Here is a 19,079-nt window from a genome sequence, read left to right as displayed (position 1 = left end):
CAGATTAAAGAATAACACAAATCAGATTTTTAATGAACCGATGAATTTGATTCAGAAATTTGCTTGAAGAAGCCATGCAAGATTGGCTAAAATGAAGGCATGCTGAATCAATTTTCACGAACACAACTTCTTCTGGGCGAAAAAACCGTAAACCGCCTCAAAAATTCCCATGTCGCAATCTTCGGAATCGGAGGTGTCGGCGGTTTTACAGCAGAAGCCCTCGCACGGAGCGGAATCGGCAAAATCGACCTGATAGACAATGACACGGTTTCGCTCACTAACCTGAACAGACAGATTATCGCCCTTCACAGCACAATCGGCCGGGCAAAAACAGATGTGATGAAAGAAAGAATCCTGGACATAAATCCGGACTGTCAGGTGAATGTGTTCCAGTGCTTTTATCTTCCCGAAAACAAGGACCTGTTTGATTTTAGAAAATATGACTATGTAATCGATGCAGTGGACACCGTAAAAGCAAAGATTCAGCTTATAACACAGGCAAAAGAAGCCGGAGTACCAGTCATCAGCTCAATGGGAGCCGGAAACAAACTCGATCCGACCCGCTTTGAAGTCGCGGACATCGCCGAGACAAGCGTATGCCCCCTTGCCCGCGTGATGCGCCAGGAATGCAAAAAGCGCGGCCTCGAAAATGTAAAAGTCGTCTACTCAAAAGAAAAACCCGTCTCCCCCCAACTCTCGCCCGAAGAAAAGACCACCGCCGAACAAAAAGGAAACGGCCTCGCCCCCGGAAGCTGCGCATTCGTGCCCTCCGTAGCAGGCCTAATCATCGCCGCAGAAGTAATCAAGGATCTGGGGAAAGAGGGAGAATCAAAATGATAAAATCGCTCAGCACATAAAATGAGCACTGGACGAACTGAACGCAGGACAAAAAAACCGCAGTGCCAGCCAGCAAACTGCCGACCCGCACTGCGGAAAAACTCTCTCCGACAAGAAGTTTTATTTTTTCAAAATTACAAATGATTTGGCCGCAACTTTGCCTGGAAGCGTTGTGCTTTCGGTCGGTGTTCCGTTTGCAACATCAACAAATTTGGTGTAGCCGCTTGTCTCGATTGAAACCTCATCGTCAGTAGCGTTGAAATATACAAGGAAGTCGCCTGCGGTGTATTTTGTTACGCCTTTTGTGCTGTTGTATGTTTCAGCAGCAGCACTTGTGTTTGCTCCGAATGCATCACTATTTGCCTTACGCAAAGCAATCAAGCCTTTGTATGTGTTGTAGACATCGGCGTAGGTTTCTTTAAATGAAAGCGAAATCTGATTTACGCTGTCCGAAGAAATGTATGAGTTATGGTCATTGTTTTTCGTTCGCATGAATTCCTGACCACCGTTGATGAACGGAGTGCCCTGAGCAAGGAAGATATATGCAGCGGTAAGTTTTTCTTCAGCTTTTATTTTATTCATCTGGCTGTCGCTCAAACCACTGACTTTTTTGTAGTTTGAGTATGCAAGACGATCAAACAAAGTCTGATTATCATGACATTCCACATAATTCAGGCTTCGTCCAAGTACGGTTGCAAATTTGACCGAACCAAGAAGTCCCTCACAAATCGTATCATCAGCAAAAACGCCTTGCACTTGACCTTTTCCACCCTGGTCAAAAACAGAGCCTTTTATTGCATCACGAATCGTGTCATTGAAGTAACCAACTCCATTCACATCATTTGATGGGCTACATGAATCAAATTTACTCAGTTTTTCTTTTATACAACCATTTTTCACGCCCGAATCTCCGCCTGTCCATGGCTCACCATAAACCATGACATTCGGGTCAATCTTCGCCAGTTCTGTATAGATTGCGCTCATTGTTGATGCCTCATGAAGTCCCATTAAGTCAAAGCGGAATCCATTGATATGATAGTCAAGCATCCAATGTTTAAGACTTTCAATCACATACTTTTTGACAATAGCATGATTTGTTGCGACTTCGTTTCCACAGCCTGAACCATTATAGTAATTTCCGCTTGAATCAAGGCGATAGAAATATTCAGGAACAGTGAGATCATACAATGATGCAGAACCAGTGCCGCTTGTATGATTATAAACGACATCCATATTCACAGCGATTCCAGCCTCATGAAGTTTTCCAATCAAAGTTCTCAACTCTTTGACAGCCTGAGTGCCGTCCTCGTAGCCAGCAGTAACATATCGGCCTTCAGGAACATTGTAATGATACGGATTGTAACCCCAGTTATAATTGTTGTCGGCATTTGTCTGGGCATAATCGAACATCGGCAAAATCTGAACATGAGTAATTCCCAAATCTTTAAGATGGGCGATAACCTTGTCACCATTCGCTATGTCAAGGAATTTTCCTGTGCTGTCAGTTACTTCAACTCGGCTCCAGTCTCGGATGTGCATTTCATATATAGAAGCATCCGTATATTTTTTTGACTCTGCACCATTATTACCGAACGGATTATAATAAGCCTCTTTAGTTCCCCATGCAGTATCAAGAGTCAATCCAGAAGGAAGAGCAGATGAGTCAGAATTAATGTCCGTGATTTGGCTTGCCACGCTGTCAGCGCTTGCTGCTTTTGCCCAAATATCGCAAACATCATTCGTTCCTGTTGTAGTCTCTATTCTGTACTTATAATATTTATATTCAGCGACATTAACATTTTCCAAAGACCAGCTGCCATCATCTGAAGCCGTCATTTCAAAATCAGCATCAGGATTTTTAAGAGAAGAAGAAGTCTTGAAGAGCAAAAGTTTTACGCTGATTGCAGTTGGCGCAAATGTCCTGAACGACGCACTTGAACCAGAAAGCGTACATCCAAAATTGTAGTCAGTAACAACAGCAACATCATCTATAATATCCGATGAAATAGTCGCCAAAACAGATTTTCCGCCGATTGTGACTGTGAACGGCCTGTTCGCAACATCAACGCCACTATCCAAACTTATCTTTACGCTTGAACCCGTTGTGCTGACATTAGAAACGGTATATACAGTTCCATCTTTTCCAGTAACCGTGACATCCCCCTTTCCAAGTTCATCACCAAGATATTTTGCAACAACAGTTCTTCCATTCTTTTTTGTGATTGAAGCACTACTCAATCCCTGCAAATCAGCAAGCGATGTATAATAATTTCCTTCACCATAAATAAAATAAAGCGTGTCATTAGCTTTCAAAGCTTCTACTGGAACAATTAAATCACTCGTCTGTCCAGTACCATCAGATTTCACAAAAATAATACCTAATTTCTCCGATGAATTTATGCCTATAGACTTTCTAAAATAGCCTTTTTCATCAGCAGCCGGGAATGTAACATCTCCTGGCCAACTGCCAGTAGTATAATTCTTATTAGTGTCAGCCTGCCATGCCCAGATGTTCCATGAGGCTGTGACATCGGCACCTGCCAAAACTACTGTAAGCTGTTTGTCTATTCCTAAATCACCGCCAGAATCCGAATTGCTGTCATCAGAACCGCTGCCACAAGATACGAACAGCATTGAAACAATTGAAACAACAGAGAACAAGAATCTCAGTTTCTTTTTCATATTTCCTCCTCGTATGAAAAACATAAAAAACGGGCAAAACAAATTATGTTTTGCCCGTTTCACTACCACTTAACAGTTATTAGATACCAGTATCAGGTAAAGTAACTTCATCAGCGATAGTAAACCATGAATAGTAATTCAAAGAATCACCGTCAGCTTTTACCAATCCCAGTTTGAAGTTATTTGCACCTTTCTGCTCATTGTACCAGTCAGCAGGTTTAGACAAACTTGTGACAGAAACCTTGATTTTTCCATTTGTTACAGGAACATTTTCAAGTTTATCAGTTGTCCAAGTTTTGCCAGTTTCTTTCCAATATGCTGAAATTCCACCCCACTGAATAACACCTTCAATAGAAGGAACTGTTGTCTCTGATGACCATGAAGCCGGCAAAGTGATTACCATATCTGTATAGCTGAGAAGTTTTACAGATACCTGTGCAGCAGTTGTCGTGATGAACAAAGCATATTTTGTATCTGCTTCCAAATCCTGCAATTTTGCATTATCACCACCAGAAGCAAGCACTACATCTTCACCCAAAGAAATTTCTGTACCACCAGCATAAGCAGTGTCATCCCATGTAGTTCCATTTACAAGTTTGAATTCAACATCACCGTCAGCTGCCTGTGTCCATTCATAAACATAAACAGACTCTGCTGTACCCTCTTTCACAAGAGTTGGAGCTGCCGTACCAATAGACCAATCGTTGAATCCACCCGGAACTGATTTAATTTCAATTGGTTTCAAATCTTTCACTGTTAAAGTGATAACACCATCTGCACCAATTTTTGAAATAAAATCATAGCCGACATTTTTTGTAACCGCAATCTCAGTTGCTTCTGTAGCTTCTACGAGTGTGTAAGTTGTTCCAGATTTGAATGCTTTTGCATCAGCTTCTTTCAAACCATAAACTTTTGTACCATCAGAGATTGAGAACAACAAGCTGTCAGACTTTGCAACTACTGTAGAACTATAAACACCGTCTGCGTTAGTCATTGTTGTAGCCATACCGTTAGCATTGATAGTAAGTTTTGTCGCAGCCTTACCACCGATTGCAGTGAATTTTACGGTTGGAGCCGAACCATCAAGAGCATTGACTGTAATCTGATACTCAACACCAATATCAAGGGAAACAGTACAGTTAGACACGCCACCAACTGTAGCACATTTAACTTCTGTATCTGCATAGAAAGGAGTTGTATCACCTGACCAGAAAGCAGAATCCCAGTTAGAATTATCATCAATAATAACCTTGAATTCTGCACCCGCATTTTTTGCCGTGAAAGTTCCTGTGAAAACAGAATCCTCACCTTCCTTAAGAGCCATAGCCTTGTTAAGAGTCCATGCTCCGAACTCGTCTATGCTTCCGATAATCCAAACTTTTTCGGCACTGTTGAGATACTCTAAGTCATCGTGAGTATCAACACAACCAATCAAAGCCGTAGCGGCAAGTGCCAAAGAGGCAAAAGCAGCGGTTATTTTGTTTAATTTTTTCATAATCTGTTTTCTCCTCTAAACCTTAGAGATCCCACTGGAAGCCCATGCGAACTGCATAGTTTTCCCAATATCTCTCAACAGCATTGTCCTCGTTGTCCGTTCCCTTGATTTTGTAGTCATCAAGACGGTAAGCAGTCGGTCCATCGTTGAACTCATTATAGATGTCCATTGCATACATGAACTGGCAGTAGAATACAGGTTTCTGCAATACAGAGAGTTTCTTGTTCATACCAACGAAGAAACCGAACGGATTTGTCGGATCTTTGTTGTCATTGTTAGCAGAGCGGATACCACAACCAAACTGGAAGTTGTAATCATTTACGAAATTAACAGTTCCATACAAGTAGTTGAAGAGATAACTATCATTTGTGTTGTCGAATACGAATGTTGCATCAAATCCCTTCGCAATGTTTGTATCAAGTTTGTGTGTATATTTAAGACCAGCAGACTGGATAACTGTCTGTTTCTTCTCACCCATTGCAGAATCGCGAGCATCGTCTTCTTCAGTTACATGATAGCCTTCAACATAACCTTCGAGAGTTGCAGGAACGAAAAGAAGCTCATCAAAATCCAAGCTGAAATATGGTTTAGCATAAATCTTCATGGTGTCTTTGTTTTTGAAAGAAAGTTTTGAATCTGTGTTCAAAGTTTTCTCTAAATAAGGTGCAACACCAACATTAATTGCATCATTGATATAGTAGCTTACATCGCCGTAAACACGCATTCTGTTGAGATCACCAAGCTGGTCACTGATGTTCCAGTGATTGTCGCTTCCTTCCTCAACATACATCATGCTTGCCTGAGCACCACGGAATCTTCCGCCGAGCAAAACATCAAGTCCAAGGTCCTCATTTGAATAAAGAATGCTTCCATTTGCTGCCATCTGGTCAATTTTCTTATCCGGATCTTCGTCAACAACGCCGACATCTGATGCTGCCGGTCGATAGCGCTTTTTAGCACCCTTGCCATTGTCGATTGAACCATAGAAGTTGATGAGATAATTGACCTTGAAAGTGAAATCACTGAACATACCTTTGTAACCAGCGATGTAGTCAGCTTCCATGATGTTATCAAAAACTGTGTCATAATCTGTGCCATAAGCACCGTTGTACTGGAAGTCAATGCTAGCCGGAGCACCCAAGTTCAAGTTTGCCCAAGCAATCATACCGTAGCGATTACCAGCACGGTCAGCAGAACGGTTCGGGATGATGCTTGCTGTAAGAGTTCCGAACGGGAGTTCCTGTAAAGCCTGTCCAAGCTCGAATGCTGAATATCCGCCTGAACCGGCATAACCAGCTTCCCACTCTTTGTCTACAGTTGTCCATTCGTTGATGTTGTGCGGAGGGAGTTTTGCATATTTTGCACCATAAGTCCAATTCAAGTAGTCGAATGAAAGACCTACTTTGAAATGACCAAGATAAGCATGGTTGCTTGCAGCGACAGCCTTTTCATCATTGTGCTGACCAGAGAGCCAGTAAATCGGATCGAATACGAGGTCAGTTCCGAAATTCTTCAAACCGTCCTTGAGCTTAAGCTTATCTTTTTTATAGAAGTTCTCGAATCCGCTGTTGTTTCCATCTTTTGCCTCAACAGCCGCGATTTCGAAATAAACAGGCACATGTGGAAGCACATCGCCAGAGAATTTGAGATATGAGTAAGCACCGAGACCAGAAGACTCAATGTCTTTATTGTCGTCATTAAGATTACCCTTAACCTGGCCACCAATCATGGTCCATGTCTGGAATTTTACTTTTGGACCTGCAGCGGCGCTCGCATTACCACCTGCAACTGCATCCAAATCTCCCAATGAGTTCTTTCCACCAAAACCGTCATCGATGAAATCCGGTGCTTTCAAGTCGGTTGTCCATGAACCGTCTACGATAAACTTATACCTAACAGTTGTACCTGCTGAGAACTTTTTGGTGAGTGTGAACCCTTTCTCACCCTTTTCCATTGTCAAAGCTCCATCCTGCCAGTTCGTGAAATCACCAGCAAGCAGAACTTCTGTTGCACGAGGGTTGCCGTAGAAAAATGTTGCTTCTACTGAACCGTCGTCCAGTTTTTTGGCAGTGATGTCAGCGAACAGTGCTGAGCAGACAGCCAAGACTGAGATGAAAGTAAGTAATTTTTTCATCTTTTCCTCCATTTTTTTATTCGCGCTTACCATTAAGCCATGCCTCTTTGCTAGACAGAACCGCCATTATAGTAAGTTGTTGCCAACCTGCCATAAAAATCATGTTCTGACAGCAAGACCATTAGACTTTTGGTTTGCTTTTATAAGTATATAATAAATACCACAATATCAAATTTTTTTTTATTTTTTTTAGGAAGAAAGTTCCTTTTGTCATAATTTTTAAAAACTTTAGCACTTTAGTACAATTCCGACACAAGTTTTGTCTTTTGCAGTCGGTCGAAGAATAGCACAGGGGGATAATCCTTAGAAGATTTGTTTCCGTTCAATTTTTCTTATATATTAGGTCGAATGTCGAGTTTAATAAAGGTGTTCGGAAACTGTGGTTGCTTCGCAAACAGCGGTTTCCGAACAGGTATATTATTGCTCAGTTATGCTTATCAGGTTACTCACTGCTTCGACAGTGTTCTTACGATTGACATTTTTCGAAAGGTATGAGCTTCGAAGGACGATTCGGTATCTGCCGTTTTCAAGCTCTGCCGGTACGAAAAAGTTTAGTTCAGAAGGCATGTTTCGGAATACAGATTTGTCGTCCACTCTTATCCACAAACTTTCATTTGAAACCACTTTTTCGTCAGAATCAACAGGGGCAAAATACAGACCGCTGTTTCCGCCACCGAGTTTAAGCTGGCTTCCCTTGATTTTTGCGGGATTTCCCTTAATAAGTGTTCCGTCCTGTGCACTGCCCTTCAAATCTGAAATTTGAAGAATTTCGGGAGAAGAACCAGCATAGACTATTTTGTCCACGCTCAGTTTTGAGATGGCTTCATTCACAAGGCTTGTTGGGGTGAACTTGATGTAGAAATTTCCGCTCTCCGACACATCGCTCTTTCCCTTGACATTGCACTTCATGGCGATGTAAAGCGTTCCGATGTCAAGAAGGTTCACGGCTTTTCCCTGCTCAAGCATTTTCAGTATTTTCTTTTGAATCAGAATTGCCGCAAACTGAAGCATGAACGGATCCATGCCCTTGTTGTCCTCGGCGATTTCAGAAAGAATGTTCTTGAATGAGGCTTTGTTACGGCTGACGGTGGCGTAATAGGTTCCGTCCTTTGTGAATCTGTTTTCATGCAGACTGATGCTCAATACAGAAGAACTGTTTTCAAGCGTTGAGATATTTTCGATAGCAGCCATAGGCTCCTCCATTTTGCCTGACGCACAGGCTTGATGAATTTGTGTTTTAGGCATCACGAAAATCTGCAGCTTTCCGGATATCCTTTCAGCGGGTCAACGCCCCTGTGTCAGTGAATTTAGCATGAAAAACTCCTGCCGGATGTAGAAGTTTGTCTACAAATCCTGTTGACATAATCAAAATAACATAAAAGAAGGCTTTAAAATCTAGTAGTTTAGTTAGTCCAAAAATTTATACACTTGAAAAAAACTGCTCCGTAAGTGCATATCAGACAATAGAGAATTTTATGACTGCAAATTTAGAATTTAGTAATATTAAATTTCGAATTTAATGTATATCAAAACCAGAATTTAGTACTTATAAATTCAGAATTTAGTGCCTATAAATTTTAAATTTAGTGTCTGTAAATTCGGAATTTATTGCAATAAAAGAGATTTCAGCGAGAATAAAAGTCATTCACACATGGCGTATTTTTTTACAGTCGGATAATTTTAATGCTGTGTTTTTTTGCGGATTACCGTGGTAATATAGAAGAAAATGGATGCAGCTCAGTGAAGCTGTTGCGTCTCTTTTTGCTCAAGATTGACCGCTTTTTCTCCGTTTTCGAATGTTTTGAACGCATCGGAAAGATTCATCTCAGATTCTTTAGGGCAGTTTTCATCACCATTGTAGAAGACATAGAACTCTGGTCGCGGGAGTGCGGTCTCATTTCTCACATCTATTTATTTGAAAAAAAAAGTTACATTTAGGCAATCTGCGGGGATAACTTTTTGTTATATTCGAGATTTTTGCATAAAAAAACCGCCGGCAGAAAGAGTCAATCTACCGGCGATATAGGAGGCTTAATTTCAATTAAACACTAATCAGTTTATTTCAACACAACTTTTGTTACAGTTACGCTGTTTCCCTGAATTGACAGTCCGTTCACTTTAACAAGAGCAACTTCATCAGCTGTAAGGGTATGTGTATATGAGTCATCTGCCGACAAATCTTTTATTTCATCAAAGAAGGTATGCTCTCCATCAACAGGAGTATTCCACAACTGGAACATGTGATAGCCAGCCTGTCCGTCATCGTTCATCTTATAGGTGACTACGATTTTGTCTCCAGCTTTCGCATTTGCAAATTTATCCGCAGCAATATTTGCCGCTGTTCCCCAACCCATTGTGTTGTACTCTGTATCAAGCAAAACTGTCTCATTAGCCACTGCTGCACCCACAGATTTCAATGCCACTTTTGTTACAGTTACGCTATTTCCCTGAATTGACAGTCCGTTCACTTTGACAAGAGCAACTTCATCAGCTGTGAGGGTATGTGTATATGAGTCATCTGCTGACAAATCTTTTATCTCATCAAAGCAAGTATGATCTCCATCAACAAGAGTATTCCACAACTGGAACATGTGATAGCCTGCCTGTCCGTCATCATTCATCTTATAGGTGACTACGATTTTATCTCCGGCTTTTGCACCCGCAAATTTGTCCGCAGCAATATTTGTCGCTGCTCCCCAACCCATTGTGTTGTACTCTGTATCAAGCAAAACTGTCTCATTAATATCTGCCTCAGGTTCTGGTTCAGAAGCAGCTACAAGGTTAGTAACACCAATCTTTACCAACTTAAAGCAACCAACGATATCAAATCCTTTTTTCAAAGCTTCAAGAGTACCAGTTTCAACAACAAAGTAATATGTTCCGGCCTTGCTCTCATCATTTTCATAAGTATCTGCATGGTCAGCCAATTTTACTTTAACTTCTTTTCCATCAGCACTATAATACTTGCTTATACCACCCTCACAAACTTTATCCCAATCCTTTGTAATACGGAATTTGCAAAGACCATCCAATTCTTCAAGTTCAAAAACAACTTTAGAACCAACTTGAAGTCTAGAAGCAATATCTGTCTTAACTTTCGCACCAGCCCATTTGTACTCTTTTCCTGCAAGGCTTGGAATAAGTTCTGCAGTTTCCCATGAAAATGCTCCGCTACCACCATTTTCTGGCTGTGAACCGTTTGACAAATAATCATCATCATCTCCATCGCCAGAACAAGCAGCGAAAGAACCAATCAAGAGTGCGCTCACAGCGAGCATCATAATTTTCTTCAAAACCTTTTTCATATTTATCTCCTTTAATATTTTTGCATCTTTAGAGATGTTATTACCTAATAAGCTCATTGCATGTGGTTATTGAGACATTCAGTTCCGCAAGCTCAACCACCACACTATTTTTTTGGATTTTAGAACTCAATCTTTGCGCTGAAAGGGATTGCCCAAGTCACTCGCTCGGAATAACCATTCTTGCTATGAATATCAAGTTCAACACCCAAATCAAGTTTCGCATCACCAACTTTGAAAGCTGTTCCAACCTCTGTTGTGAGTGCAAAATTATCACCAGCCTCATCATTGAGTGTCACAACTGTTTCGTCCATACTCTTGATAAGGAAATATGGTGTAACATCATCCAAAAGACCTTTTGAGCCTGTGTTGTATTCTGCTTTTGCAAGGAACTCAAGATAATTCGGATCTTCGTTTCGGCCAGTCAAGCGGAATGTAACAGGAAGATGAGCAGTGAGTTTGAGAGCATCAATCTTATATTCAACATAAGGATCGATGGCTACACCGTTAGATTCATACTGATCCTTGCTCTTGTTGTACTCGAATCCAACAATCGGCTGAACGAAAGCATAGATTGAATCAGTTTCATATCCTGCTCCTGCACGGAACACTTTCCAGCTATCTTTTCCATTGTCACGGAACGAAGCTTCAAATTTGAATGCATCCATTGTGTAGCGTGCTGTAGTGCCCCATGATGTATAAACCATATCTTCGCTTCCGTCTTTTGTGATTCCAGCGTTATCAATTCCTGGTGCGATTGCAGCTGAAACAGTAAGATTCTCGATTGGGTCAACAGCAAGGCTGAATCCCATTTCATCAACATCTGCGTTTGTAATATAGTAAGGAACTCTATTTTTTTCCCTAAAAAGCTGAGAGAACGGGTTTCCGACTTTTTCTTCATCAATTCGCTCTACGAAGAAATCATCCTGGCCGACATATCCGACTCGGATTTTTGCCTGATCAACAGGTTTGAACCAGATGTGTGTGTTTCGTGCGTTGACAGCCCAGCCGTCTTCTGCCTTTGTAGTACCTTTAAGCTCATAATAAAGCTCGAAGTGTGCACCTGCGATTCCTGAATCGACATCAATCTCGACTTTGTTCTTGCTGCGGTCTTCGATTGCATCAAGTGCGAAAACTTCATATTTTGCGTCTTTTTCTTTTTCCTGTGTTTCTCTTACAATGCTTCCTTCCATTGTAACTTTTGCCTTTGCCTCATAAGCGGCTGAATTTGCAAGAGCCAGAACCGAAACAACCAGTGCTGAAATTATTTTATTTCTTTTCATTGCCTTCCTCCTGATTAAAGCTTGATTTCTGTGGTAAACGGAACTTTCCATTCAAAATCATTTGTCAATTTTGCGTCTGTATAAAGTTTTGAATGGAACATCATCTCAAATCCAAAACTGACTTCGCATGAACCGACTTTGAATTCCAATCCCGGAGTAATATCGAAGTTCAGTGAATCTGAAAAATCATCACTCAGCTGGATATAAGGATACAAATTGTCTCCGTCATGAACCTGGGAACCAAACCTGATGTTCGGTGAAAAATCATCCATATTTCCGATTTTTCCGAGGTTGTACTTTACCTGGCACGAAGCTTCAAGATAGCTCGGATCATCGTCTTTATCAGTGAGTCGGACTGTCACAGGAACATGAGCAAGAATCGTCCATGCGTCAAATTTGTACTCGCCGTAAAGGTCAAAACAGATTCCAGAAAGCTCGTACTTATTTTCGTCGCCGTTCCAGTCGATTCCGAAACATGGCTGAACGAAAGCATAAATTCCGTTTGCTTCATAACCAACTGCACAGCGGGCAACCTTCCAGTCTCTTGTTCCGTTGTCGCGGTATGCGGCCTGGAAACAGATGTCATTCCCCGGATAATAGCGGGCAGTCAATCCCCATGCACCATAAACAGGGTCGCCGTCTTCATCTTTTGACCAGAAAGCTTTTCCGAATTCGCCAGGACCATAAGAACCACCCCATCTTCGGGCAATTCCGCCTGTAAGAATAAGGCCTTCAATTGCACGGCTTTCAAATCCGATGCCCATATCATCAACATCAGAGTTGTTTACATAGCCAGGATGTGCGCCCCATTCGCGCTCATTAAGGCTGAACGGGTTTCCGACCTTCCAGTCATCAATTCGCTCTTTATAAAGCTGGTCATTTCCAACATAACCAAGTGTAAGTTTCAGTGTCTCAAACGGCTTAAACCAGACATTTGAGCGGCGGAAAGAAACCGTTGCGCCATCAGCCTGAATTTTATTGTTCACCTGATACCAGAGCCCAAGTCTGCCACCAAAAGAACCTTCGCTGAATTCAATGACAAGTCCATCATCATCCTTCTGATTTTTCGGATCAAGCTTAAAGAATTCATACTTTGCATCTTCATCTTTGCCCTGACTCTCTTTCACGAGATTTCCCGTCAGAATCGCACGAGCGGACATCGTGAGACCCGAAACCTGAAAAATCGCGGCAAGAAGAACAAAGAAAACACATAAAGTAAATTTGAACTTAGTTTTCAATTCTTTATGTCCTCCTTTCTTTTCCTTTTTAAGATGTCTCAATTATTTATCAACTATATGCTGAAAAATATCAGTTTTTTATACTAAATGCCGATTTTTTATCGGAAAATTGCACTTCTCAAATCTTTTTGACTTATTCCGTTTTTTAGTGATAGAATTATGATTCAATGGAAACTTCAAAGAAATTTCGCAGGACAATTCTTGTCGTTGATGATGAAGCCGTAAACCGTGAAATGCTTGGGGAAATTCTCTCCCAGCACTACAATATTGTTTTCGCCGAAGGCGGCAAAGAGGCACTTGCAAAAATCAACTCTTTAAGGGAACGCATTTCGCTCATTTTGCTGGACCTTCTCATGCCTGAAGTTGACGGATACACCGTGCTCGAAACCGTCCGCAAAGATTCCGAGCTTTCAAAAATCCCGATTATCGTACTCACTTCCGAAGAATCCGCTGAAGTCAAAAGCCTTCAGATGGGCGCGGCAGATTTCCTCACGAAGCCATATGACCTTCCAGAAGTGATTCTTGCACGGGTCCAGCGCTCGATTGAACTTGCCGAAGATTCCAAAATCATTCAGCTGACCGAAAGGGATGTTCTTACCGGCCTTTACACAAAAGAATTTTTCTTCGAATACGCAAGGCAGCTCACACAGCGAAATCCCGACACCGTGATGGATTCAATCGTCATCAATCTTTCGAGTTTTCATCTTATAAATGAACTTTACGGCCGCTCCTTCGGGAACACCATTCTGCAGACAATTTCTAGCGACATCTCTCAGCTTGCAAGAGAAGGCCACGGAATCGGGTGCCGCTACAATGCCGACGGATTTTATCTCTACATGGCGAACCACTGGAACTACGACAAGCCACTGGAACGCATCAAGTATCATCTTTCCGAGCTTCTAAAATCCACGGAAATTCATGTACGAATGGGCGTTTGCCAGGGAACATACCGCTCTTCTTCAATAGAAGAAAGCTTTGACCGCGCCCTTTACGCCTGTAACTCTCTAAGAGAAACTTTCGGTTCCGCCTTTGCAATATACGATGACAAAATGCACAAGCAGGAACTTAGAAAAGCCCGAATTCTTGGCGATTTTGCAGAAGCGGTCGAAAAAAAGCAGTTCAAGGTTCTTTATCAGCCAAAATACAACATTCAGGGCAAATTTCCCGTCCTTTCGAGCCTCGAAGCCCTGGTCAGCTGGAATCACCCCGAATTCGGCATGATGAAGCCGGACAGTTTCATCCCGCAATTCGAGAAAAACGGTCTCATTCAAAAGCTTGACAAATATGTATGGCGTGAAGCCGCAGAACAGATGCGCAAATGGCAGGAAGAATCCGGCTCCACGGTACCAGTTTCCGTCAATATGAGCCGTGTTGACCTTCATGACCCGAAAATCGTTGATTATTTGTTACTAATCACAAAAGAAAACGGAATTCCGCCAGAGCATTTCCTTCTCGAAATAACCGAAAGCGCTTACATCGAAGAAAACTGCATCATCTCAGAAAGCGTAGATAAGCTCCGCAAGGCAGGATTCAAAATCGAGATGGATGACTTTGGCTCAGGGTATTCAAGCCTCAATCTGCTCGCCTCACTCCCGATTGACGCACTCAAACTCGACATCGGTTTTATCCATAATATCGCCCGCGACAGAAAAGCACTTTATCTCGTGCAGGTCGTTCTGACCGTGGCAAAACAGTTCAAGATTCCGTGCGTGGCAGAAGGAGTTGAGACAAAAGAACAGCTGGAGCTATTAAAAAAAGCGGGCTGTGACATCGTGCAGGGATTTTATTTCTCAAAGGCACTCCCGCCGGAGGAAATCAGCGAATTAAGAAGAAACGGCCTCAAAAGGTAAGATTATTCCAGTTTTCCGCTCTCAAAAGTGACCTTGAACATGGCCGATGAATCCGTTTCGCCCCAGTTCTGCATAATTCTTTCTATAATTAGGCTAAGATTTGAAACTCCTGTTTCAGGAAGAATGACCATGCATTGATTTTTGGCATTTTTCGTGACGATATCGCTCTGCCTCAAAGAAGAGCCCAAAACCCCAAGGAATTCATCAACCGCATCTTCTATAGGAATTGCCGCATGTTCCTTTTCTTTGATTGAAAAAAGCAGCAGACAAATCTCTTTCTGATAATTGCTGTTGAGCCGTACGAGCATCTGATAGGCAATACGGAACTGCTCAAACGGAAGCACGAACGCACCTTTTGGACGGTTCCTTTCGTTCAGGATTTTTACCGCGTTCGCAAGATTTGTGTTCTGGGTCTCCTCCTTTGAATTATCCTCTGACAAATCTGTGTAAAAAACAAATCCATGCTTGCCGTTCTGTTTTACCGTATAAAGCGCCTTGTCCGCCTTTTCGTGCAGAACTGAAAAATCAGTGCCTTCATCCGGAACATAAACGCAGCCAATCGAAGCCCCAAGCGGAATGCTCATATCCTCGCCCATGAATTCTTTGGCGGCATCAAGAATATACTTATTGATAAAGCGGGATTTTTTTTCGATTACGACATCATCATGAATATTCTGACAGAACGCAATGAATTCATCACCGCCAAGCCGCCCCACAACATCAATCGGACGGACGACAGCCTTTAATATTTCGGCAAACCGAATCAGGATTTTATCGCCCATGCCATGGCCGTAAATGTCATTCACGAGCTTGAAGCTGTCCAAATCAATCATCATGAGGACGCCCTGAGTGTTCCTGCACATGTCGGCAATCTCGCTCTCAACAGAAGCTTTATTTAAAAGGCCTGTCATCGGATCCATGACGGCCGCTTTTTTTAATCCCTGAATTTTTTCGACGGTTTGAAGGATGTTCCCTACCCTCTTCAGCAGGATGTCAGCACGGAACGGCTTATGAATAAAATCCATCGCTCCATTCTCAAAGCCCTTGCTTTCGGTTTCTTCATCCGTGTCGGCGGTCATGAACATGAACGGAATCTGCTCATTGTATTCTTTTTGAAGCGACTGCTGCAGCTCATAACCAGAGATTCCTGGCATACGCAAATCTGACAAAACCATGTCGGGCATTTCTTTTTTAAAAAGCTCAATGGCCTCTTCACCCGAAGACGCGCAGACCGTATCATAAGCAGAAGAAAGAATATGATTAGTCATCATCAAAGAAATTTTCTCATCGTCAACAATCATTATTTTTTTCATGCAAACCACCAATTCTGGAAAATGTTCGGAAATGAAAGCAGATTTTTCAAAGCTCTGTAAATTTTAACACAGCTTTTTAATTTTCTCAAATATTTCGTGCGTTTTTTGGATTTAGGATTTATAATTGAAGAACAGGGAGAAAATATGATTACAATTGATTCGTTAAAAAATTACGGCGCGAATGTCGAAGAAGGACTTGCACGCTGCCTCAACAAAGAAGATTTTTATCTCAAAATGGTAAATATGGGGCTTGCAGACGAAAGATTTGAAAAACTCTCAGGAATTCTTGCCTCAAAAGACTACGATGCCGCATTCGAAGCGGTTCATGCCCTCAAAGGCGTAATCGGGAATCTGGCACTCACACCGCTGTATGCGCCTATCGAAAAAATGACGGAACTGCTCCGCTCCCGCACAGACACGGATTATTCCCCTCTCTGTGCAGAAATCAAGGAACAGAGGGATAAAATCCTTTCAATGTAAGCAAGCATAAAAAATGCCGTGAAGCCACTTACAGGACTCACGGCATTTTCTTTTATTTTGCGTCAAAGTTACTTGAAGATGCGGCCTGCCAGACCGAAGAAAAGTCCGACTGCCTCAAAAGCACAGGATTACCATGCTCGTCCGTCACAAGAATTCCTTCGCTGTAGATGTTCAGCGGGCTTGAACCGTTAATTGAAACATTGCTCTTCTTTTTGAGACCAAGGCTCTTATCAAATGCCGCAAGATAATATTTGCCGCCCTCATTCAAAATAACAAGGAACATGTCACCGCTCTGCAGAAGAGGAGAATTTTCTGAGAGAGTTTCTTCGCTCTGCTTCTGGATTTCAAGATTCTCTGAATCAACGAGGCAGAGCTTTACAGCAGAACGGCTGTCGTTCACTCCGCACACTGCAAGGAAAAGCTCCGAGAATACAGCATTCGTTCCATCTTCCTTTCTGAAACTGACATTTGAAACCGGATATATCGTTTTTTCACGAATCTGCTTTAACGGAGATTTTTTGACAATCTTTCCGCTCTGAGGATTCACCGTCATAAGCGAATACAGGTGATTTTTCTCATCAACTACGAACAAACTTGTAAGATATTTCTGATTTTCGGCGGAAGCGGCCTTTTCTGCCTCAGTCTTTTTGACTTCCTCCCTGTCTTTTGCAATCTGTTCACGCTCTGTTTTTGCCTCATCGCTCTTCTTATCAGCAAGTTTCTGCTGTTCGGTAGCAGTCTTGGCATTTTCTTTTGCAGCAACTTTGTCACCGTCTTTCTTTGCCTGAGCCGCTTCTTTTTGAGCTGATTTAGCCTTTTCGCTTGCAGTGACAGCTTCCTTTTCCTTCATTTCTGCAAGATTTTCACGAACCTCAACGCCCTTGTCACCATCAGAGCGAAGCGCTTCTATTACCTTCTCATCACTTATTACAGATGTCTCAACAGAAGCAGTTCCCTCAGCAAGCTCGCCGAGCGGAATCACAATCTGCGTTTTAGCAGCCCATTCTTCCCAATTACGGCTCAAGCCAACAGAATCCGCACTAAGAGCGGAAACAACCGGCTCCTTATACTTTCCACTGAAATTTGAAAGATTTCCTCTATAAACAGCATTATAAACCGTGATGAAAACAGCGAGAGTATTCGCATCTTCCGCACTGTAATCATAAGCCGCCATAAGATAGCCGGTGATAATCCTTCGAAGGTTATTGATGTGATCAACCCCGGCATTTGAATTCAAGATAAAAATGTCCGCATCAAGCCCCTGCCCTTCCGAGCCAACCACATGATTAACGGAATATTTTGCTTCAGGCTGAACGAACATCGGATTCTCGACATCTTTGGCAACTTCCTTTCCGAGAGCCGTTCCGATTCCAACAATTGCCGACGCAGTTTCAATCACCGCATGCGGGCCGCCATAATTTTCAAACTGAACAGAATCGCTCTGGCTTCCCTCAAGCTCCCCCTTATTTACCTCAACGGCAAAAAGAGAAAACGATAGTAACAAAATTTCAACGCTTGCCAACAGTTTTTTCATATTAAAATCCTCAAACACAGACCTGCACTTTTTTTATCAGTGCTGACTTATTTCAACAATTCCTTTGCACTTGTCAAAAATCCCGCCATGTTCTGGATGTCTGACGGAATAATGATTTTTGTTGATTCGCCCTTGCTTACGGCTTCAAAAGTTTCAAGGCTCTTCAACTTGATTACCGCATCATCAGCACCAGCCTCACGAATCATCTGGATTCCCCGTGCCGTTGCCTGCTGAACTTCAAGAATAGCCTCTGCCTCACCTTTTGCCTTCTGAACGGCAGCTTCTTTCTGAGCCTCTGCCTCAAGAATCATTGCCTGCTTCTTACCTTCAGCCTCAAGAATCGCGCTCTGCTTGTGGCCTTCTGCAATCAGAATCTGCTCACGCCTTTCACGCTCTGCGCGCATCTGTTTTTCCATCGCTTCCTGAATTGCCTTCGGCGGATCAATGTTCTTTACCTCGACGCGCGTAACTTTGATTCCCCACGGGTCAGTCGCTTCATCAAGGATGCTCCTCATCTTCGTATTGATTACATCGCGGCTCGTTAAGGTCTCGTCAAGCTCAAGTTCACCGATGATGTTTCGCAAAGTAGTTGAAGTAAGGTTTTCCAGAGCGAAATTCGGGTTCTCAACTCCGTAAGTGTACAGCTTGGGGTCAGTGACCTGACAGTAAACAACCGTGTCTATCTGCATCGTGACATTATCTTTTGTGATTACAGGCTGCGGCGGAAAATCCATGACCTTCTCTTTGAGCGACATTGAATTCGCAATCCTGTCGATAAAAGGAAGCTTTACATGAAAGCCTACCTGCCAGGTGGAGCAATAGGCGCCAAGCCTCTCAATAACCAGTGCCCTTGACTGCGGTACGATTCGCACATTCGCAACAATGATTACAAACACCACGAACAAAATTACAACAACAACAGGAATCATCA

The 19,079-nt window shown here is 42.4% G+C and carries 14 protein-coding genes; 3 read left to right on the top strand and 11 right to left on the bottom strand.

Going from position 1 to position 19,079, the window contains the following annotated elements; translation table 11 throughout:
• Nucleotides 1-99 precede the first annotated feature (99 nt).
• A complete protein-coding gene (locus Q0Q74_RS04755; RefSeq protein ID WP_367268326.1) occupies nucleotides 100-837 on the top strand; it encodes a ThiF family adenylyltransferase in 738 nt (245 codons plus the stop codon).
• Between the two features lie 120 nt (nucleotides 838-957).
• Here the strand turns inward: Q0Q74_RS04755 and Q0Q74_RS04750 are convergent, their stop codons facing one another.
• From Q0Q74_RS04750 to Q0Q74_RS04715, 8 genes are all read right to left on the bottom strand, one after another.
• Complete coding sequence (locus Q0Q74_RS04750; protein ID WP_294429035.1) at nucleotides 958-3,519, bottom strand: alpha-amylase family glycosyl hydrolase; 2,562 nt, start codon at nucleotides 3,517-3,519, stop codon at nucleotides 958-960.
• Between the two features lie 79 nt (nucleotides 3,520-3,598).
• The gene (locus tag Q0Q74_RS04745) at nucleotides 3,599-5,014 is read right to left on the bottom strand and encodes a carbohydrate-binding module family 20 domain-containing protein (RefSeq protein WP_294429033.1); all 1,416 of its coding nucleotides are present in this window, start codon (nucleotides 5,012-5,014) and stop codon (nucleotides 3,599-3,601) included.
• Between the two features lie 22 nt (nucleotides 5,015-5,036).
• Entirely contained in the window at nucleotides 5,037-7,148 is a 2,112-nt protein-coding gene (locus Q0Q74_RS04740; protein ID WP_294429031.1) for a glycogen-binding domain-containing protein, read from the bottom strand.
• 417 nt (nucleotides 7,149-7,565) lie between these two features.
• Entirely contained in the window at nucleotides 7,566-8,339 is a 774-nt protein-coding gene (locus Q0Q74_RS04735; RefSeq protein ID WP_294429029.1) for a DUF4469 domain-containing protein, read from the bottom strand.
• Between the two features lie 546 nt (nucleotides 8,340-8,885).
• Nucleotides 8,886-9,053, bottom strand: coding sequence for a hypothetical protein (locus tag Q0Q74_RS04730; RefSeq protein ID WP_294429027.1), 168 nt, complete (start codon nucleotides 9,051-9,053; stop codon nucleotides 8,886-8,888).
• 152 nt (nucleotides 9,054-9,205) lie between these two features.
• Entirely contained in the window at nucleotides 9,206-10,453 is a 1,248-nt protein-coding gene (locus Q0Q74_RS04725; protein ID WP_294429024.1) for a hypothetical protein, read from the bottom strand.
• A gap of 119 nt (nucleotides 10,454-10,572) precedes the next feature.
• On the bottom strand, nucleotides 10,573-11,733 hold the full coding sequence (locus Q0Q74_RS04720) for a hypothetical protein (protein WP_294429022.1): 1,161 nt from the start codon (nucleotides 11,731-11,733) through the stop codon (nucleotides 10,573-10,575).
• 14 nt (nucleotides 11,734-11,747) lie between these two features.
• Entirely contained in the window at nucleotides 11,748-12,971 is a 1,224-nt protein-coding gene (locus Q0Q74_RS04715; protein ID WP_294429020.1) for a hypothetical protein, read from the bottom strand.
• Between the two features lie 167 nt (nucleotides 12,972-13,138).
• Between Q0Q74_RS04715 and Q0Q74_RS04710 the strand changes: the two genes are divergently transcribed.
• Entirely contained in the window at nucleotides 13,139-14,821 is a 1,683-nt protein-coding gene (locus Q0Q74_RS04710) for a bifunctional diguanylate cyclase/phosphodiesterase (protein ID WP_294429019.1), read from the top strand.
• 2 nt (nucleotides 14,822-14,823) lie between these two features.
• Here the strand turns inward: Q0Q74_RS04710 and Q0Q74_RS04705 are convergent, their stop codons facing one another.
• Entirely contained in the window at nucleotides 14,824-16,134 is a 1,311-nt protein-coding gene (locus Q0Q74_RS04705; RefSeq protein ID WP_294429018.1) for a diguanylate cyclase, read from the bottom strand.
• A 144-nt stretch (nucleotides 16,135-16,278) separates the two neighbouring features.
• Here Q0Q74_RS04705 and Q0Q74_RS04700 point away from each other — a divergent pair, with 144 nt between their 5' ends.
• On the top strand, nucleotides 16,279-16,614 hold the full coding sequence (locus Q0Q74_RS04700; RefSeq protein ID WP_294429017.1) for an Hpt domain-containing protein: 336 nt from the start codon (nucleotides 16,279-16,281) through the stop codon (nucleotides 16,612-16,614).
• A 52-nt stretch (nucleotides 16,615-16,666) separates the two neighbouring features.
• On the opposite strand, the gene Q0Q74_RS04695 is transcribed toward Q0Q74_RS04700, so the two are convergent.
• Entirely contained in the window at nucleotides 16,667-18,148 is a 1,482-nt protein-coding gene (locus tag Q0Q74_RS04695; protein WP_294429015.1) for a P83/100 family protein, read from the bottom strand.
• A gap of 47 nt (nucleotides 18,149-18,195) precedes the next feature.
• The gene (locus tag Q0Q74_RS04690) at nucleotides 18,196-19,077 is read right to left on the bottom strand and encodes an SPFH domain-containing protein (RefSeq protein WP_294429071.1); all 882 of its coding nucleotides are present in this window, start codon (nucleotides 19,075-19,077) and stop codon (nucleotides 18,196-18,198) included.
• Nucleotides 19,078-19,079: the final 2 nt, after the last annotated feature.

Source organism: uncultured Treponema sp., assembly GCF_946187725.1.
Classification (GTDB): domain Bacteria; phylum Spirochaetota; class Spirochaetia; order Treponematales; family Treponemataceae; genus Treponema_D.
The sequence above is the reverse complement of the archived record's forward strand: the minus strand, read 5'-3'. Positions and strand labels throughout refer to the sequence as shown.

Coding starts and splice junctions, on each gene's coding strand:
- Q0Q74_RS04755 (WP_367268326.1), top strand. CDS start 100: ATGCTGAATCAATTTTCACGAACACAACTTCTTCTGGGCGAAAAAACC.
- Q0Q74_RS04690 (WP_294429071.1), bottom strand. CDS start 19,077: ATGATTCCTGTTGTTGTTGTAATTTTGTTCGTGGTGTTTGTAATCATT.
- Q0Q74_RS04695 (WP_294429015.1), bottom strand. CDS start 18,148: ATGAAAAAACTGTTGGCAAGCGTTGAAATTTTGTTACTATCGTTTTCT.
- Q0Q74_RS04745 (WP_294429033.1), bottom strand. CDS start 5,014: ATGAAAAAATTAAACAAAATAACCGCTGCTTTTGCCTCTTTGGCACTT.
- Q0Q74_RS04750 (WP_294429035.1), bottom strand. CDS start 3,519: ATGAAAAAGAAACTGAGATTCTTGTTCTCTGTTGTTTCAATTGTTTCA.
- Q0Q74_RS04725 (WP_294429024.1), bottom strand. CDS start 10,453: ATGAAAAAGGTTTTGAAGAAAATTATGATGCTCGCTGTGAGCGCACTC.
- Q0Q74_RS04700 (WP_294429017.1), top strand. CDS start 16,279: ATGATTACAATTGATTCGTTAAAAAATTACGGCGCGAATGTCGAAGAA.
- Q0Q74_RS04720 (WP_294429022.1), bottom strand. CDS start 11,733: ATGAAAAGAAATAAAATAATTTCAGCACTGGTTGTTTCGGTTCTGGCT.
- Q0Q74_RS04740 (WP_294429031.1), bottom strand. CDS start 7,148: ATGAAAAAATTACTTACTTTCATCTCAGTCTTGGCTGTCTGCTCAGCA.
- Q0Q74_RS04735 (WP_294429029.1), bottom strand. CDS start 8,339: ATGGCTGCTATCGAAAATATCTCAACGCTTGAAAACAGTTCTTCTGTA.
- Q0Q74_RS04710 (WP_294429019.1), top strand. CDS start 13,139: ATGGAAACTTCAAAGAAATTTCGCAGGACAATTCTTGTCGTTGATGAT.
- Q0Q74_RS04705 (WP_294429018.1), bottom strand. CDS start 16,134: ATGAAAAAAATAATGATTGTTGACGATGAGAAAATTTCTTTGATGATG.